This window comes from Kosakonia sp. CCTCC M2018092, assembly GCF_003864115.1.
Lineage (GTDB): Bacteria > Pseudomonadota > Gammaproteobacteria > Enterobacterales > Enterobacteriaceae > Kosakonia > Kosakonia cowanii.
The window spans coordinates 1893357-1907703 of record NZ_CP034225.1 but is presented as its reverse complement, the minus strand read 5'-3'; the positions used below and the strand labels follow the sequence as shown (position 1 = coordinate 1907703).

General features: G+C 55.4%; 16 protein-coding genes and 1 pseudogene. 2 read left to right on the top strand and 15 right to left on the bottom strand.

Annotated elements, in window-relative coordinates; translation table 11 throughout:
- The first annotated feature begins 63 nt into the window (after nt 1–63).
- The gene (locus EH164_RS22745) at nt 64–696 is read left to right on the top strand and encodes a hypothetical protein (protein ID WP_241175018.1); all 633 of its coding nucleotides are present in this window, start codon (nt 64–66) and stop codon (nt 694–696) included.
- Nucleotides 697–748: 52 nt separating this feature from the next.
- On the opposite strand, the gene EH164_RS09095 is transcribed toward EH164_RS22745, so the two are convergent.
- From EH164_RS09095 to EH164_RS09075, 5 genes are read right to left on the bottom strand one after another with little or no spacing between them, the layout of a single operon-like run.
- Complete coding sequence (locus tag EH164_RS09095; RefSeq protein WP_124968009.1) at nt 749–1348, bottom strand: tail assembly protein; 600 nt, start codon at nt 1346–1348, stop codon at nt 749–751.
- Nucleotides 1348–2058, bottom strand: a complete 711-nt coding sequence (locus EH164_RS09090) for a C40 family peptidase (RefSeq protein ID WP_124968008.1) — start codon at nt 2056–2058, stop codon at nt 1348–1350. Before EH164_RS09090 ends, EH164_RS09095 begins: the two co-directional genes overlap by 1 nt.
- Before the next feature lies 1 nt (nt 2059).
- Nucleotides 2060–2818: a phage minor tail protein L gene (locus EH164_RS09085; protein WP_124968007.1), complete on the bottom strand. Its 759-nt coding sequence runs from the start codon at nt 2816–2818 to the stop codon at nt 2060–2062.
- Nucleotides 2815–3153, bottom strand: coding sequence for a phage tail protein (locus tag EH164_RS09080; RefSeq protein WP_124968006.1), 339 nt, complete (start codon nt 3151–3153; stop codon nt 2815–2817). Before EH164_RS09080 ends, EH164_RS09085 begins: the two co-directional genes overlap by 4 nt.
- 2 nt (nt 3154–3155) lie before the next feature.
- Nucleotides 3156–6620 (bottom strand): phage tail tape measure protein, encoded by a 3465-nt coding sequence (locus EH164_RS09075; RefSeq protein ID WP_124971366.1) that lies wholly within the window; start codon nt 6618–6620, stop codon nt 3156–3158.
- Between the two features lie 91 nt (nt 6621–6711).
- Between EH164_RS09075 and EH164_RS09070 the strand changes: the two genes are divergently transcribed.
- Entirely contained in the window at nt 6712–7131 is a 420-nt protein-coding gene (locus EH164_RS09070) for a hypothetical protein (protein WP_124968005.1), read from the top strand.
- 20 nt (nt 7132–7151) lie between these two features.
- Here the strand turns inward: EH164_RS09070 and EH164_RS09065 are convergent, their stop codons facing one another.
- From EH164_RS09065 to EH164_RS09020, 10 genes and pseudogenes are all read right to left on the bottom strand, one after another.
- Nucleotides 7152–7430, bottom strand: coding sequence for a DUF4035 domain-containing protein (locus tag EH164_RS09065; protein ID WP_124968004.1), 279 nt, complete (start codon nt 7428–7430; stop codon nt 7152–7154).
- The gene (locus EH164_RS09060) at nt 7430–7819 is read right to left on the bottom strand and encodes a phage tail assembly chaperone (protein ID WP_124968003.1); all 390 of its coding nucleotides are present in this window, start codon (nt 7817–7819) and stop codon (nt 7430–7432) included. The genes EH164_RS09065 and EH164_RS09060 overlap by 1 nt, the downstream gene beginning before the upstream one ends.
- 32 nt (nt 7820–7851) lie before the next feature.
- A pseudogene (locus EH164_RS09055) lies at nt 7852–8271 on the bottom strand (hypothetical protein); the annotation flags it as partial.
- A 59-nt stretch (nt 8272–8330) separates the two neighbouring features.
- Nucleotides 8331–8678, bottom strand: coding sequence for a DUF3168 domain-containing protein (locus tag EH164_RS09050; RefSeq protein ID WP_124968001.1), 348 nt, complete (start codon nt 8676–8678; stop codon nt 8331–8333).
- A complete protein-coding gene (locus EH164_RS09045; RefSeq protein ID WP_124968000.1) occupies nt 8675–9121 on the bottom strand; it encodes an HK97-gp10 family putative phage morphogenesis protein in 447 nt (148 codons plus the stop codon). The genes EH164_RS09050 and EH164_RS09045 overlap by 4 nt, the downstream gene beginning before the upstream one ends.
- On the bottom strand, nt 9118–9456 hold the full coding sequence (locus EH164_RS09040) for a phage head closure protein (protein WP_124967999.1): 339 nt from the start codon (nt 9454–9456) through the stop codon (nt 9118–9120). Before EH164_RS09040 ends, EH164_RS09045 begins: the two co-directional genes overlap by 4 nt.
- A gap of 11 nt (nt 9457–9467) precedes the next feature.
- Complete coding sequence (locus EH164_RS09035) at nt 9468–9794, bottom strand: head-tail connector protein (RefSeq protein ID WP_124967998.1); 327 nt, start codon at nt 9792–9794, stop codon at nt 9468–9470.
- Nucleotides 9791–10834, bottom strand: coding sequence for a phage gp6-like head-tail connector protein (locus EH164_RS22740; protein ID WP_124967997.1), 1044 nt, complete (start codon nt 10832–10834; stop codon nt 9791–9793). The genes EH164_RS09035 and EH164_RS22740 overlap by 4 nt, the downstream gene beginning before the upstream one ends.
- Nucleotides 10831–12165 (bottom strand): phage portal protein, encoded by a 1335-nt coding sequence (locus EH164_RS22735; protein ID WP_124967996.1) that lies wholly within the window; start codon nt 12163–12165, stop codon nt 10831–10833. The genes EH164_RS22740 and EH164_RS22735 overlap by 4 nt, the downstream gene beginning before the upstream one ends.
- Nucleotides 12166–12369: 204 nt before the next feature.
- Nucleotides 12370–14310, bottom strand: coding sequence for a phage major capsid protein (locus EH164_RS09020; protein WP_124967995.1), 1941 nt, complete (start codon nt 14308–14310; stop codon nt 12370–12372).
- Nucleotides 14311–14347: the final 37 nt, after the last annotated feature.

The following is a 14347-nucleotide window of genomic DNA, read 5'->3' as shown; positions in this document are numbered from 1 at the left end:
ATGCTTCAGTTTTCAATCGCAGATATTTGTTACCGCCTGTACTGATTTATTAAGGAAATATCAATGATCGTCGTTTCATCTTTTGAAATTACTGATTCAGGTAGACGCTCACAACCCTGGGACAGAACTAAAGGGCATGAACATCGGCCAGGAAAGTACTATAACTTTCGCGATAACCCCGAACTGATTGAAACCCACCTGGAAGACTTTATTGAGCATTCAGATGAATGTGCAATAAAGGATTTTTACGCATTTATAAAATGGATCAACGGACCTGATAGCGTACTGGAAAGTACTGACTGCCTCCTGTCTGGAGCTCCGTATCCACAACCCGCAGCGATAATGTACAGATGCACTCATGCCATTAAAGGAAGGCTTGAGTTTTTCATTCGGCAAATAGAATTGAATGCAGATAAAAAAACCTTCATGTGGGTTTATGAGAAGCTATCTGTATACCTTCAGATAGAACGGCCCGATTTTAGAAAAGGCTCCTTCCGCATCAGCCCCCTCATAACGGACTATATCGATACTAGCGGGAATAAGTTCACAGGCTATCGTTTCTGTATTTATTTTCAGGCTTACGGGAAGGGGATCAGCGATACATGGGATTCCTTGTCTGCTATGTTCGAATGCCTTGAAAAAGCCACAAAACGTCTCAACAGTGAAATGATCAGCGGCGAAGCCGTACCTATTTAAAAAATCTGCCTTGTTATCCATTTGATACCTCTGAGCCTGCTTAAAATGGGCCTTACTGCTGATCTTCTGCATAAATGCCGGCTGAAATGATGGCACCCCCGATCTCCCGCTGGCCGTAGAGAAGCGGTACGGGATTGCCGCTGGCGGTGGTGTTGACCGGGCCGCCGAAAGCATAGCTTGGCTTGTTGTCCGGATCCTGACGCATCCTCATCCCTGCCACCTGCGGTGACAGCAACTGAACCACGCCGCCCAGCGCCATCGATGCACCGACCAGCGCAACATTCAGCGCGACCCCTTTACCAATAAGCCCTGCCCCGGCAGGACCAAGGGCGATCCCCCCGGCAATCAGGGCAACCCCGAGCACCGCCTGGAAAATGCCGGCACGCTTGCTGCCGCGGATCACCGGAATAATGCGCAGCTCATCGCCGGGGCCGAGAAGCGAAAACTCTTCCTGACCGATGTTGCGGCGATCACGGAAGATAATGAAATCCAGCCCCCTGGCGCGCGCCTCGCGGAGATAATCCTCAAAGCCGCCCACCGTGCTGGACAGCGCCCTGAAAACCTCGCTGGCACAGGACAGCGCCCGGCGGTGCGTGCGCCCGAAGCGCTGCGCCATCGATCCGCTCAGCTTGATAACGGTTCGTTTTTCCATCACATCAGATCCTTGTACCGTAAAACTTTAATGGTCCGGTCACGGTAATAGCCGCCATACGGAATGCGCTGGCTGAGCTGCCCGTACAGGTGGTGCAGCAGCATGTTGCCCTCCAGCAGGACGCCGGCATGATTCGGCACGCTGGCCTGCACCTGCATAATGACCATATCGCCGGGCCGGGATGGACCGTCGAATTCCCTGAAACCGCATGCGTACCAGTTATCCATATAGAGGTTTTCGCCCTCCTCCCACCAGTGGCGATCGACGCTGTAGTCGGGCAGCGCGATACCGTGTTCAGTGCGGAAGTAATCACGGATAAGGGACCAGCAGTCAGCATGCCCGAGAACAAACTGACGCCCGGTCAGCGGGCGATCGCCGCGCGGCATGATGGTGCGGATATCGCCTTCAGGCCATGACGCGACCACCCACGGCACTTCGGTCGCGTCGCACATCAGCATGTCGAGTTCACTCGGCTGCGTCGTGGCGCCGTCGCCGGGGTGGCTGTGCACCACGGCAACCACAGTGCCCTGCTCTTCGGCTGCCGCGTAATCCTCCGGTGACAGTTCAAACTGCTCCTCCGGGGAGGTAGCCAGATTCCGGCAGGCGACATACTTCTCAACCCGCCCTTTCTGGATCACCACACCGCAGCATTCAGCCGGGAACGACTGCGCCGCATGCGCCAGAATTGCGCTAATTGTCTTGTCCCGCATGTTACCCCCTCAGAAGTGACGCACCCGGAAAGCCGCCGTAGTCGAGTTCATTGTTGGCGCCGAACCGGGGTTTACACCCGGTCGACAACAGGCCTGAGCACACGTCCTTCGAAGGATCATCCACCCGGTTGCCGTCCTTATCGAACCAGCCATTCTGCCCGGCATAGGTACAACCGTTGCCGGTTTTGTACCACCCGCGCATGCACCAGGTGCACATGGGCTGGATCTGCCGCGTGGGGATGAGCTGTCCACGAAGATCTGCCGGGCTGGACAGTTCAAACTCCACGGTTTCATCATCCGAGCTGGATTTACGGTCGATGTAATAGACCTGTTTGCGCTCCTCATTCGGATTAGCACCCGGATTGCCGCCAGCAAAGTTACGGGCATCAAGGTAATGAGCGAAGGTCTCGTGAATAATTACTTTTGCCTTTGCCATTCCCTGAAAGCGACGGCAGAGCGCGCCTATCGTGCCGGAGATATTTGCCACGGTCAGTGTCGGGCGGGCGCTCTGCCCGTCGCTGCTGACGGACAGGCCAGTCAGTTCAAAGGGCCACGCACCGTACTCCAGCCCCTGCCACCAGACCGATTTCGGCTGGAGCTTCGACGCATCGCCGCCCGCAGCAATGATCTCGGCCTCTGTGTGAGGGAGAGTTTCGTTATGAAACCGCAGAATGCCGGCGCCGAACGCCTCGCCGTCAACCTCGATAAGGCGGACACGGCTGCCCGGCTCCAGTTTCTGGACATCAGATGAAATGCTCATGGATGGTATGCCTGAATGAATGTAGTGCTGAGGGTGTATTTGTCGTTGCCGTGAGTGGCTATCTGGAGGGATTCAGACCGCCAAAGCCCCGCAGGCTCTAGGGGCGGCTTCCAGATGAAGGACTTCCAGCCGGCGTGCCGCTTCAGAAACGCCTTTATGGCCTGGACATACGCTTCATCGCCAGTAAAACTCACGCTCCATTGCGATGTGACCGGGTTGATGCCGTCCCCGGCCACCTGTGCATAATTATCCCCGAACTGCGCTTTACGGGTGCGGAAACTGGTATCAGCCTGCGCCGCCACCTTCGGGCACCAGGAGAAGGTCTCAACTGCCATGATTACGCTCCTTTCAAAAGCCGCCACAAAGGCGATCCCGGCATGCTGGCCTGCTCATTAATCACCGTCACGATTGCATCCTTGAGTTGCCTGCCGGCAGTTGCGGCTGCTCCCTGCCCCGCCGTGGACTGCGCACCGCCATTGATGTTGATATCGCCGAACGACACGGACGGGCCACCGCCGGAAAATTGCGGCGCGCCGACTGCGCGAACGCCGAGCGAACCATCCGCCGCGCGCGTGAGCGGCATAATCGCCTCCGGACCTGCTTCGCCAAACACCCCGGCCCCTTTCGCAAAGGCAAAGAGCTGTGGGGTCTGGTAGACACCACCGCTGTAGGCGCTGAGGGAGGGTGAGTCGTAGACGCCGCCTTTGGCGTTGAAGGTGAAGTTTGAGGCGGCGCTCTGAATGGCCGTCCCGCTGCTGGCCGTTGCCGCTGAGGAGGCACCAAAGCTGAAAAGCGAACCGAGAGAACTTGCCGCATTCGCGACCATCATATTAACGAGAACGGTCTCGATGATTTTCAGCACGTTCATGCCCCAGTCCTTCCAGCTGTCGAGGTTGCCATTGAGCATGTCGGTAATGGTGGTCACCGCGCCGCCCATGGCCTGCTTCATCCCGTCAGCAGCCATCGCGGAATAGTCCGTTGACTCGTCCACCCAGTTCGCATAGCCCTCAGCCATGCCTGTCAACCAGTCACCGCGCTGCGCATCGGAAGCGGTGTAATACCCCTCCTGGTCGCGCAGCCGCTCTTCCAGATAGCGTTTGTTGAGTGCCAGCCCCTGCTGGTAGAAGGTTTCGTCAATGTCCCCGGCCTGCCGCTGCCGGAGCAAATCGGTATTCTTCTGCTCAAACTCCTTACGGATATTAAACTGCTCCTGCATCCGCTCACGGAACCTGGTGCCCTGACCGTAACCAATGAGCTGCGCATCATTCGCCGCCCTGGCGCTGGCGTTGCTGTCAGCCAGATTCGCCTCGTAATTACGCAGCTGCTCACGCAGTTTGACTTGGTCGATTAAGGCAGCGTTGCGCATCAGTTCAGCCTTCTGCGCCTTGTCCAGGGTGGACAACTCACCCTCAACCACCTGATATTTCACCCTGGCAAGTTCGGTGCTCTGGCCCTGCAGGGCGATCTGCTCCTTTTGCTGCTTAATCATCCTTTTATAAGCATCAGCGGCCTTTTCTTCGTCCGTCTTTGGCCCTTTGGGCTGCTTCTTGTTGGCCTCGTTATTGCGCCACTCTTCAAGCCCGTTATTGATGTACTCAAGCCGGTTGGTCTGGAATTGCGGATCAGTCGTCAGGCCGAGCTCATCAGCAGCATAGCCAAGCCGTGCGCGCTCTTTTGCCTCGCCTTTCAGGCGGGACAGGGCCAGCTCGCGGCGGCTTTTTTCGAGCGCGTCAGTCTGTTTCTGCGAGGCTTCTGCCTGAGGAACACGAAGGGGTGCCAGGGTCATTCCCTGACGGGCCATCAGTAACTGATTGCCAAGCCCGAGCAACTGGTTAAATTTTTCATGCTGGCCGTTCATCATCAGCAGGGACTGATATTCAGCATTCTGACGCCAGGCTCGCTCTTTAATAAGATCGTTTCTTCTTCTCTCGTTGACCTCAAGAGCTTTTAAAATATCGGCAGATTTTTCACGTAACTGTTTGAGTTTATCTTCTTCAACAACAACTTGTTCTGTCAATATTGCGATAGCTCTTGTGATATTTAAATCATTGTCACGATTTAACCCAGGTTTCCCCCTGCTCTCATTTAAATCTTGGATTTGTTTATTGAGGTTTTTTACGCTTTTTTCTTGCTCATCAATGAGGCGTTTTTGCTCCTGCATAGCCTCTATTGTTAACTTACGGTTATTATCAACTTCGGGAAGCGACATTGATGAGGTTTTTTCTCTGATTTGGTCTATCTGGCTGGCATATTCTTGAGCAGAACGCCGGGCCTGCTCCTGATTTTGATAAACTGCATACCATGCCCCAGCGCCCAGCATAATCAGGCCGGGAAAGCCACCAATTACACCTAATGCCCCGCTTAAGAGCCTCGTTCCCACTGCCGTCACGCTGTTCAGATTATTTTGAGCATTTACTCGGTTTGCGATGCTTCTGGCGCGAGCTGCTTCTGCCTGAGCAAGTCTTCTTTCTGCAGCTGCCTGCACATCTGCATTTTTCGCAGCAGCAAGTCCAGCCTGAGCTCGCTCAAGTGCTGCTCTGGCTCGCACCTTTTCAGTTGCCGTACCACCTGCAAGGACGGCTGAGAGTTTGGCCTGAGCTGCAGTAACTTTTGATTCTGCAGCTGCTATTTTTTCCTGCTGTGCAGCCTGTATGTCGGCGCTTTTAGCTTTTTGAAGTGCCTGCTGGGCACGATAGACATCAGCTCGTGATGCAGCAACAGCGGACTGCGCGGCTCTGTCCTGAGCTACCGCAAGAGCGACCTCCGCCTTTGCTGCGGAGATCAGCGCTCCTGTCGCGCTTGTAGCGCTCGCCATTACACCACTGAGATATTTTGCAAGACCAACCCCGACAAGCGCTCCAGCAACGGTAGTAATTATTGACATATTGTCTGCTACATCACTCAGAGCACCTGTTACAGCCGATGAGGTAAGTGAATCCAGAGTTGCAGCAACACCGTCAAGACCTCCAGAGAGTGCTTCAGTTGCCCCTGTTGCTTGGTTAACACCACCAACCCACCCCATGAATGAGTTTGTGACCTTTTGCAATGAGCCTGATACAGTCTGCGGCATCGTTGCAAACTCACCCTGTAACGCCCCAAGCTGGCTCATTAGCGCTGGCACAACTTTATCGATAGTGAGTTTTCCCTGGTCGGCCATACTCTTGAGGTCTTTACGCGCAACGCCCATGCCTGTAGCAAGGGCGCGGATCACACGATCACCCGCCTCGTTGACTGCATTAAACTCTTCGCCACGCAATACGCCCTGAGCAAGTGCCTGGCTAAACTGCGTAATGACAGAACTTGACTCCTGCGTGCTTGCGCCGGAAAGCTTCAGCCCGGTAGAAACGGCTTCGGTGATTTTAAGCACTTCTTCCGAGCTATAGCCGTATTCGCGCATCGATGCGGCGGCTCTGGCAAAGAGGTTGGCATTATCAGAGAACGCTGTACCCGTTCGCTGACTGATCTCCATAAGCTGACGTTGCGATGTCGAAAAATCTTCTGCAGAAGATGAAGCCTGTTGAAGACGAGCATTCACTGAGTTCCATTCGTCCGCAATCTGCACCAATTTTCCGGTAGCAAAAGCAGCAGTTGCCGCAGCAGCAGCTTTACCTGCTGACGCAAAACCATTTGTAAGATCTGATAATGCCCTTTCGCTCTCTCTTGCGGCAGATGCAGCCTGACGACCACCATTTTGCATGGTTCTGTAATATTCTGATCCCATTCGTGATGCGCGTGCGATCTCAGTCTGGAAAGAACTCGAGTCAGCTGAAATTTTTATAATAAGTTCGCGCAAAGTGGCCATATTGTGAACCTCAATGAAGAAATTTTGATCATTGCTCTTTACCATGCTGTATGGTTAAGAATGTCTGAATATATCTAACGCAGAGAGAAAGATGTTGAGCTTAAAATTCGAAATACCTGGCAGTCCGGATGATTATTACGAAATAAGAGAAAGAGCCGATGATTTAATATCTTACAAACCCATTCGATTTAAAATAAGGGAGCTAGCAAAACTCCAGAGCGATTATTTTAGTTATATATCTTCTGAGGGGGAAAACACACATCTGGCAATTTTAGAAAGTGGTGACGAAATAGATAATTTCTTCGAGAATGAGCCAGAAGATGCTCAAGCATGTATATATGCCACTCTAGCTGAAGAAATGGATGCGTTAGCAAAAACCTTTAATGATGAAACGTTGAGAATTAACCAAAAAATAGAGGAGCAATCTCAAGACTTCGAAAATATGGGTAAAGTACTTGGAGCCATTGTTTTTATATTTGTCATAATCCTATTTTTCTCGTTTCTTAAATAAGATAGGGCGGTTTCCCGCCCTTATGATGATGCTTCAATTAGAGCCTCCTCAAGCCCGGCAAACGGATCCTTGTCTGTTTGCTGCTCTTCTCCCCCCCACTGCAGAATGGCATCACTCAGCGGCACTTTTGCACCCTGCGAGCCATATACGGCAGAGACGATCTGCGCCGCCTGAATATCGCCGCGGATATCGCCGACCGGACTTATCCTGTCGTATTCAATCCACATCAACATTTCACTGGCGGTCATGCTCTGCCTGAGCTCTGAAAGAGTGCGCCCCATACGGAGCGCAAGCGACATCAGGAATTTAACGCCGGGGGTGGCGACTTTTCCCGGGCACCATCCCCGGATGCGATCAGATCGAGTGCCTGTTTAAGCAGACGAGAATGCACGGGGCCATAGATGGTACGCACTTCCGATTCATCGTCCGGGGTAAAGACCGGCTGTTTATCCTCGTCGCAGAGCACATCGAGAAAAAGTGCGACATCAGCGCGCAGGTTGCGGTTCGCGCGTTCCGAAACCGAAAGCTCTTCAGCCTTGATATCGGTACCAGCGATCTCCTGCCAGCGCAGCCAGGCTTCACCGGATGGCTCGCGCAGAACAACATTCACACCGCCCCATTCTGGCACGGTGACGGTTTTATGACGAAACCCGGAGTGTTTCGCAAGGGCAAGCTCTTTAATGGACATGATTTTCCTTACGAACCGGGTTCGATGTTTTCAGGTTTGCCTTTCAGGCGCAGAGAGAAGGTGGCCGCGACCACGCCGTTGGTACCGGATGACCAGGTGTGCTGACGCACTTCAGCCAGGAAACGGAAGCCTTTACCGGACGGGAAGATCACCTGAAAGGCATACGTGGTGTCGTTGTCATATGCGTCACGCAGTGCATCCTGCGCCGCATTTTTGAAGAAGTTACCGGACAGCGAAATCTCCGACTGAGCGGGCAGGCCGTTGATGTTCTCCTGTTCGGTCGAGCACAGGGTGGTGACGTCGATGTCCTGTTTCTGGCCACCGGTGAACTGGACCTCTTTGAGCGTGCAGCTCAGATCAAGATAGTCGGCACTTGCCATCGTATCTTTCGTTGCCGGCAGCGAAGAGATCAGGATCTTCGTTAACTGCGATTTTTCATAAAGTGCGGACATAGCTGTCTCCGGATATAAAAAAACCGCCTCGCGGCGGCCTGGGGTTAAGTGGGTAGGGATTACTGAAGGACGTGGACTTCTGCCGTTGCACGGCGCAGGCCTGTTTCGGGCTCGTAACCGCCGGTTTTGCTCAGGCGGGTGAATGCCAGCGGCGTGAGCGCGGCGATCGCCTCTTCTCGCAACGCGCGGGCTTCATCCACTGAAGACGCGTAAACATCCACCTGCAGGGCTGTGTCTTCCTCCGCCGGACCGCAGAAGGTGTCGCCATAGGTCTGAACCACCAGCGTGAATGTGATCCACGGCGGCGCAACTGCCGGTTCACCCTGGGTGTTAAGCGGCACCACGCCGGGGTAAACCTGTCCGTCGGCCAGCGCGCCGATCAGCGAGTAAACGTCGGCCTCGGTCATTTTGAAAGCACCCTGTCGATCGCCGCATTGGCTTCGGCGAACGCGGCGTTTACCGCATCCTCTTCACGCGCCTCATAGGCAGGTCTGACGAACGGCACGGGCGGCATGGTCGAGGTACCCATTTCGATAAAGCGCCAGTAGTAGGCATTACGCGGATCGCTGGCTTTCATCGTCTTGTCGCTGGCGCCGGTGCGCGGGTTGGTACCACGGATATGAACACCGGAAGATATCGCCCCGTTGCGCTCACGCTGCGTCAGCACGACGATATTCTTTTTGAGTTTCCCCGTTTTCACCGGCGCGCGGCTTACTGCCTCATCTTTGAAAATGGTTGCCCCGGCACGCGTGGCATCGCGCATCACCTTGCGGTTTTCCGCTTTGCTGAGCGTGGCGAGATCTTCCGACAAGTCGAGCAGACCGGAGAAATCGAGGCTGGTACCTATCATGGTTTTACCCCCTGTTTGCAGAGAATTTCGAGCTGAGTGCACCCGGCGTCCGGGATGGGCGGCCCTGTCACTTCCAGCGTCAGGCCTTTGAAGGCACCACTTTTAACGCTCAGACGTGATGCGGCTGAAATGTCACTGCGGTACCGGACCCAGACCCGGACAGTCGCTTCGGCTTTTTCAGCGCCGGCAGAGATGATTTCCCGTCCACTGATACCTTTCACCTCAGCCCAGACAGTCTTACCCTCCTGCCATTCCGGTTTAACATCACCGGAGGGGGTGCGGACGGGAACAGAATTCATAACGGTGATTTGGTCGCGCAAGCGCCCAGCATGCATAACGCCTCCGGTCAGAGAATGGTGGGGCAGCGAAGATCGTAGATAAGCATTGTGACCGAGAACGGCAGCTCCCCCTGTTGTAGCTTCTCTTCCTCTTCACCACCGCGGTTGCGGTCGAGCCAGCCCAGCAGCATAAGCAGCGCTGTCTGTGCGCGTCGCAGCGGCTCGCCTTCAATGAGAGCGCCATTACCGGCAACGATTCGCTCCCGGCTGCCCTGGACATAAGCAAGAATGGCGGCGCTACCGGCCTGAATTTTCAGCTTAAGATCGTCATCACCGGCATCAGCATCTATGCGCAGGTGATCCTTTGCCTGTTCGAGAGTCACGAGCTCAATCACGTTTTATCCCTCCCGTCACGCCCGCGCTTGGTGGCAAGTGTCCAGCCTTTCGAGCCCGTTTCGCCGGGTTTATCCTGCGTCGGTTCGTCGCAGTGCCAGAGCGAACCGCCCCATGTCACCGTATCGCCGGGCAGATAGTCCTGACCGGATTTGAAAACGCCCTGGTAAATCATGACCGGAACGTCAAACGATTTGGTTTCGCTGCCACCGCTCGCGCGGTTAATTGTCAGGGTAAAACGCCGCTGGTCTGAACGCTCAATGTCAACGCCCGCCACGCCATCCACCACACATTCCCAGCCGCGCATGCCATGCGTTTTTTCATAGGCGCGCCACAGCCCGCCGTTGTGGGTAGCGTAAGATCCTCGCGGGTAACTTTTCCCCTCATCAATAAAGGGAAGCAGTTCCAGCGCCAGCGCGTCGCGACCGTCCTCGCCATCTCTGGCCGGTTCGGGTGTGGGTAGTGCGGCAACAGCTTCGCTGACCAGTGTTTTGACATCAGGCAGAACCGGCATTGATTCCGTAACAAGCGCCTGGAGCATCGGCTGCACATCGTCAGGCGTGAGGCTCCTGCCGTCCTGCGGTACCGGGATTGCCGCTACGGCGTCATCCACTGCCGCTTTCACGGCCTGTTGCAGCATGTCCGGATCGTAATCCTTGCCATCGCGGGGCACGGGCATTGCGCTGACCGCCCGATCCACCATCTGCTGCAGCAGGGGCGCAACATCCTCTGGTGTCAGGCTTTTGCCGTCCTGCGCAGGTGGTATGGCGGCTACCGCATTACTGACCATAGAAGCGATATCCGGCAGTTGCGGCAGTTCTGGCTCAGGCAGCTGAGAGACGGCGTCCCTTACCATCGCCGACAGATCCGGCGGTTCTGCGCTTTTGATATCTGCGATGAGTTCTTCAAGGCGGGTGAGTTTTACGTCGAAGGCCAGGCGCTGCTGCTCGATGCTTTTACTGAACCCTGCGCGCATTTCATCAAGAACAAGCCCGAACTCCTCACCCAGCACTTTGATGAGAGTTAATTCACGTTCATTCATTTGGTAAGCAATCCTCTGAGCATGGCTTTTGCTGCCGCCTGCTCTGCGTCAGACAATGCCTTTCCTTCATCACTGACTGGCTGCGCCGCTGCGCTCTTTTTGCCGAACGGATCGTCAGAGGCATCGCGTCGCGCCAGCGCACCCAGGCTGAAATTCTGCTGCTGCAGATACAGTTCATCACCGCCCGTCACCGGCGGCAGGTTTTCACTGCGCCGCGCCTCATTCGGCGTGAGGATAGTGTTTTTGACGCCTTCACCCAGCGTTTTGATACGGCGTTCACTGTCCATACGCAGCAGCGCGCTGACGTCAAACTCGGTACCGGCATCGTCTTCCAGTTCGAAGGCCTCATCCAGAAGCAGCTCGATCGACTCAATCAGCGTCTGGAGACACTGCGAGTAATACTGCTGCTCCAGCGCCTCGATGTTGTCGTAAGAAGGAAGATCACCGACACCGGCTTTATAGGCCGGGACGTGAAACGTTGAGCAGACAATTTTTTCTGACATCTGCAACTGCTCAACGACCTTCGCATCGTCAGCAGACATAGAAATGGGGTTGTATTTTGCGCCATTGCTCAGCAGCCCCGTTTTGCCCGCATTTTCGCCTGTATAGCCCGTGTCCCAGTTCGCTTTCAGTTTCCGGGCATTTTCATCAGTGATGGTGCCGGGCACTTCGATGACCCCGCTCGGCTTACTGCCGTTGCGGAAAAAGTGCGCTGAGTTTTCCTGAATATGGTGGCCCTGCATCGCAGCCAGGCCAGCCGCATAAATCGGTGAGAGACCGATTAGCGGATGAAACAGGCAATTGAAGCGATCGTGGATCACCTCGCGTGCGGGAACCGTCACAGAAGCCTCGACGCCCGTCATGTTGTCGGGGTTGATCTGGTAGAAAACAGATCCGTCATCCGCCACCAGCGGCGTCACTTTGTTCCAGTCCAGGATGCGCAGTTCGGTTATATCCCCGCGAGTATTCCGGATCTTCAGGACAACCGTATTCCCGTGGCAAAGCTTCGAGTTGAGCCAGCACTCGAAAAACTGCATCCGGTTCTGAAACGCATTCGGGCGTTTGTAAATCCTCGCCGGTGTACCGTTATTGTTTTCTTTCCAGATGCCGTTCGAGTCCCGGCGCATCAGCCGCAGGGGCATCTTTGAGATATCGCTTGCGATCAGCGATATGCAGGAAAACACAGCGTGAAAGGAAAGCACTGTTGTCGGGTTGATTTCCAGATTACGCTGCCAGGCCCCCGCAAAAGGCTCACTGATAAGGGACATCCAGCCGCCGCGATCTGATGGCTGCTGGAGTGCTTTTTCTCTTCTCCGGAAAGGATTCCACATCAGCCGTTCCCCGTATTATTTTTCTTTTTCCCGCCCCCCGCGCGCTTCGCGCCGGTGTACTCAGCCATGCCCAGCAGCACCAGCACCCTTGCACACGGATCGTCCACGGTCTTTTCGTTACCGGGTCGCGAGTCATGTGTGCGTTGCAGATACCTGATTTTTGCCATGCAATATGGCGGGGTTTCCCCCGCCCTCCTGAGTCGGTTAGCTGGTCTGGGTCGTGCCGTAGTTCACACCGGAAATCACCGCCACGGCTGCCGTGCGGCGACGCTTCCAGTTGATCCAGCGCTCGGCGCGGATAGCCACGCTGTTGGTCTGGAACATAGACACCAGCTCGGTACCCGTGCCATTCACGCTATCCCCGGTCGGATCGCTCTGCATTTCGAGCGAGGCTTCGCGGGACATATCCACGGCAACACCGCCGTCGTCGGCCAGGTAGATATCCGGTGCGTTGACGAGTACCAGCTGGTTGCCGACGTACTGGGAGACAATGACCGGGAGCCCCTGGAATGTGCCGCCCAGCAGCGTCATTTCCGGATACTCTTTCTGGCCCAGCGCGTTTTTACGCATCGAGAGCGCCAGCGCGCTGGTACTGGACATCAGCCAGACAGCACCATTCGGCTGCAGGTTAGCCGCGACAAATACGCCAAAAGCCGCCGCAGCGTCATCGTCCGGATTACCGGTGGACGGAATGCCGGCGATACCGTTGGTGACTGAAGCAGGCGAGACATTGGCTACTTCTGCCTTGGACGGGTTGATGAAGTCGGTATCGAGGCGGGCAATAACCGCTTCAGCCAGGGCGTTACGCACCAGCGCATCGGCTGCCGGGTTGGAGAAACGGATCAGCTCGTCGGTCAGCACCGCGATAGCGGCCACTTTAGCGAAGCTGAAGGTGATCGACTCAAAGTCGAACTTCGTCAGCGGTTTCGCCTTACCCTGGCCCACCCAGTTCGCGGACCCGCCGGAGGTCTGTGCCGGAATACGAATGTTGAACGGCACCTGCCGCAGCGCCGGGATGTTACCCTGCCCGAAACGACCAATAATGGTCTGTGGTCGCAGGAATTCGACGAAGTCCTGTGCATATTCCTGGTATTCCACCAGCGCGCCCGCCCATTTCGGGTCTGTGGTCGTGCCTGCGCCAACGGCGGCTTTCAGGACGTGATGCAGCTTCGCATCGTCCGGATACTGCTTGCGGGCAATTTCCAGCGCTTCGGAGCGGCTGCCATTTGCAGCGGCCAGCGCTTTGGCGAAGCGTGCAAAGGCGATACCTTTTTCCAGCTTCTGCTCTACACGAATGATGCCCGGCGCGCTGATCGTCACCGTATTGACATCGCCACCGGCGGCTTTGCTGACCGGTTTGGCAGTCTGGGCGATGCTGGATTCCATATCGCGCAGTCGCTTCAGGTGCGAGTCGACAGATTTAATTTCAGCGGAGGTATTGTCGTACCCCTCCTCTTCTTCAGCATCCAGCGTACGGCCATCTTCGGCGGCCTTCGCCATAATCTCAGAGAGAGACGCCGCCAGCGCCGAACGCTTCGCTTCAAAGCTTTTGATTTGTTCTGCGATATTCATCGAACTGTTTCCTTTTTTGGTATTGGTTTTGGGTGCTGTAACGCCAGCGGGCTGGGTCGATTTAACTACCTGTTTCTCATTGCCGGACGCGGCGAGTAACTGGCGGTCATAAGATTTCACGGTATTGATTGAGCATTCGGCGTTTGCCGGAATGGTCACAGCTGAAACTTCAAGAAGGTCCCAGGACAGAAAGCGGATCCCGCCCTCGTCCAGGAACGAATATTCAATGGGGAGGAAGCCGATGGAGAGCCCGCGCACCAGCCCGGCCTTAATGGATGCCCAGGCCTCATCGAGCCGGGCAACCAGCTGGGAAGGCATATCCGCGGTGGGCTTCACCAGTTTTGCGGTGATCTGCAGCCCTTCTTTCACCATTTTTGGGGTACAGGTACCAATGGGCTGAGACCGGTCGTGCTGCCAGAGAAACGGTGTGTCGCTGCGAAACTTCGCGCCCTCCGGCTCCATAATGTCCCCGTCACGATCCGGCGATGGCGTGGAGGCGATGCCGGTAATGATCCGCTCATCCTCGTTTACCGCTTTCACCGTCATGAGGGTGCATGCGCGTTTAAGCGTCATTTTGCTGCCTCCTGAAACGAAAAAACCCGCCGGAGCG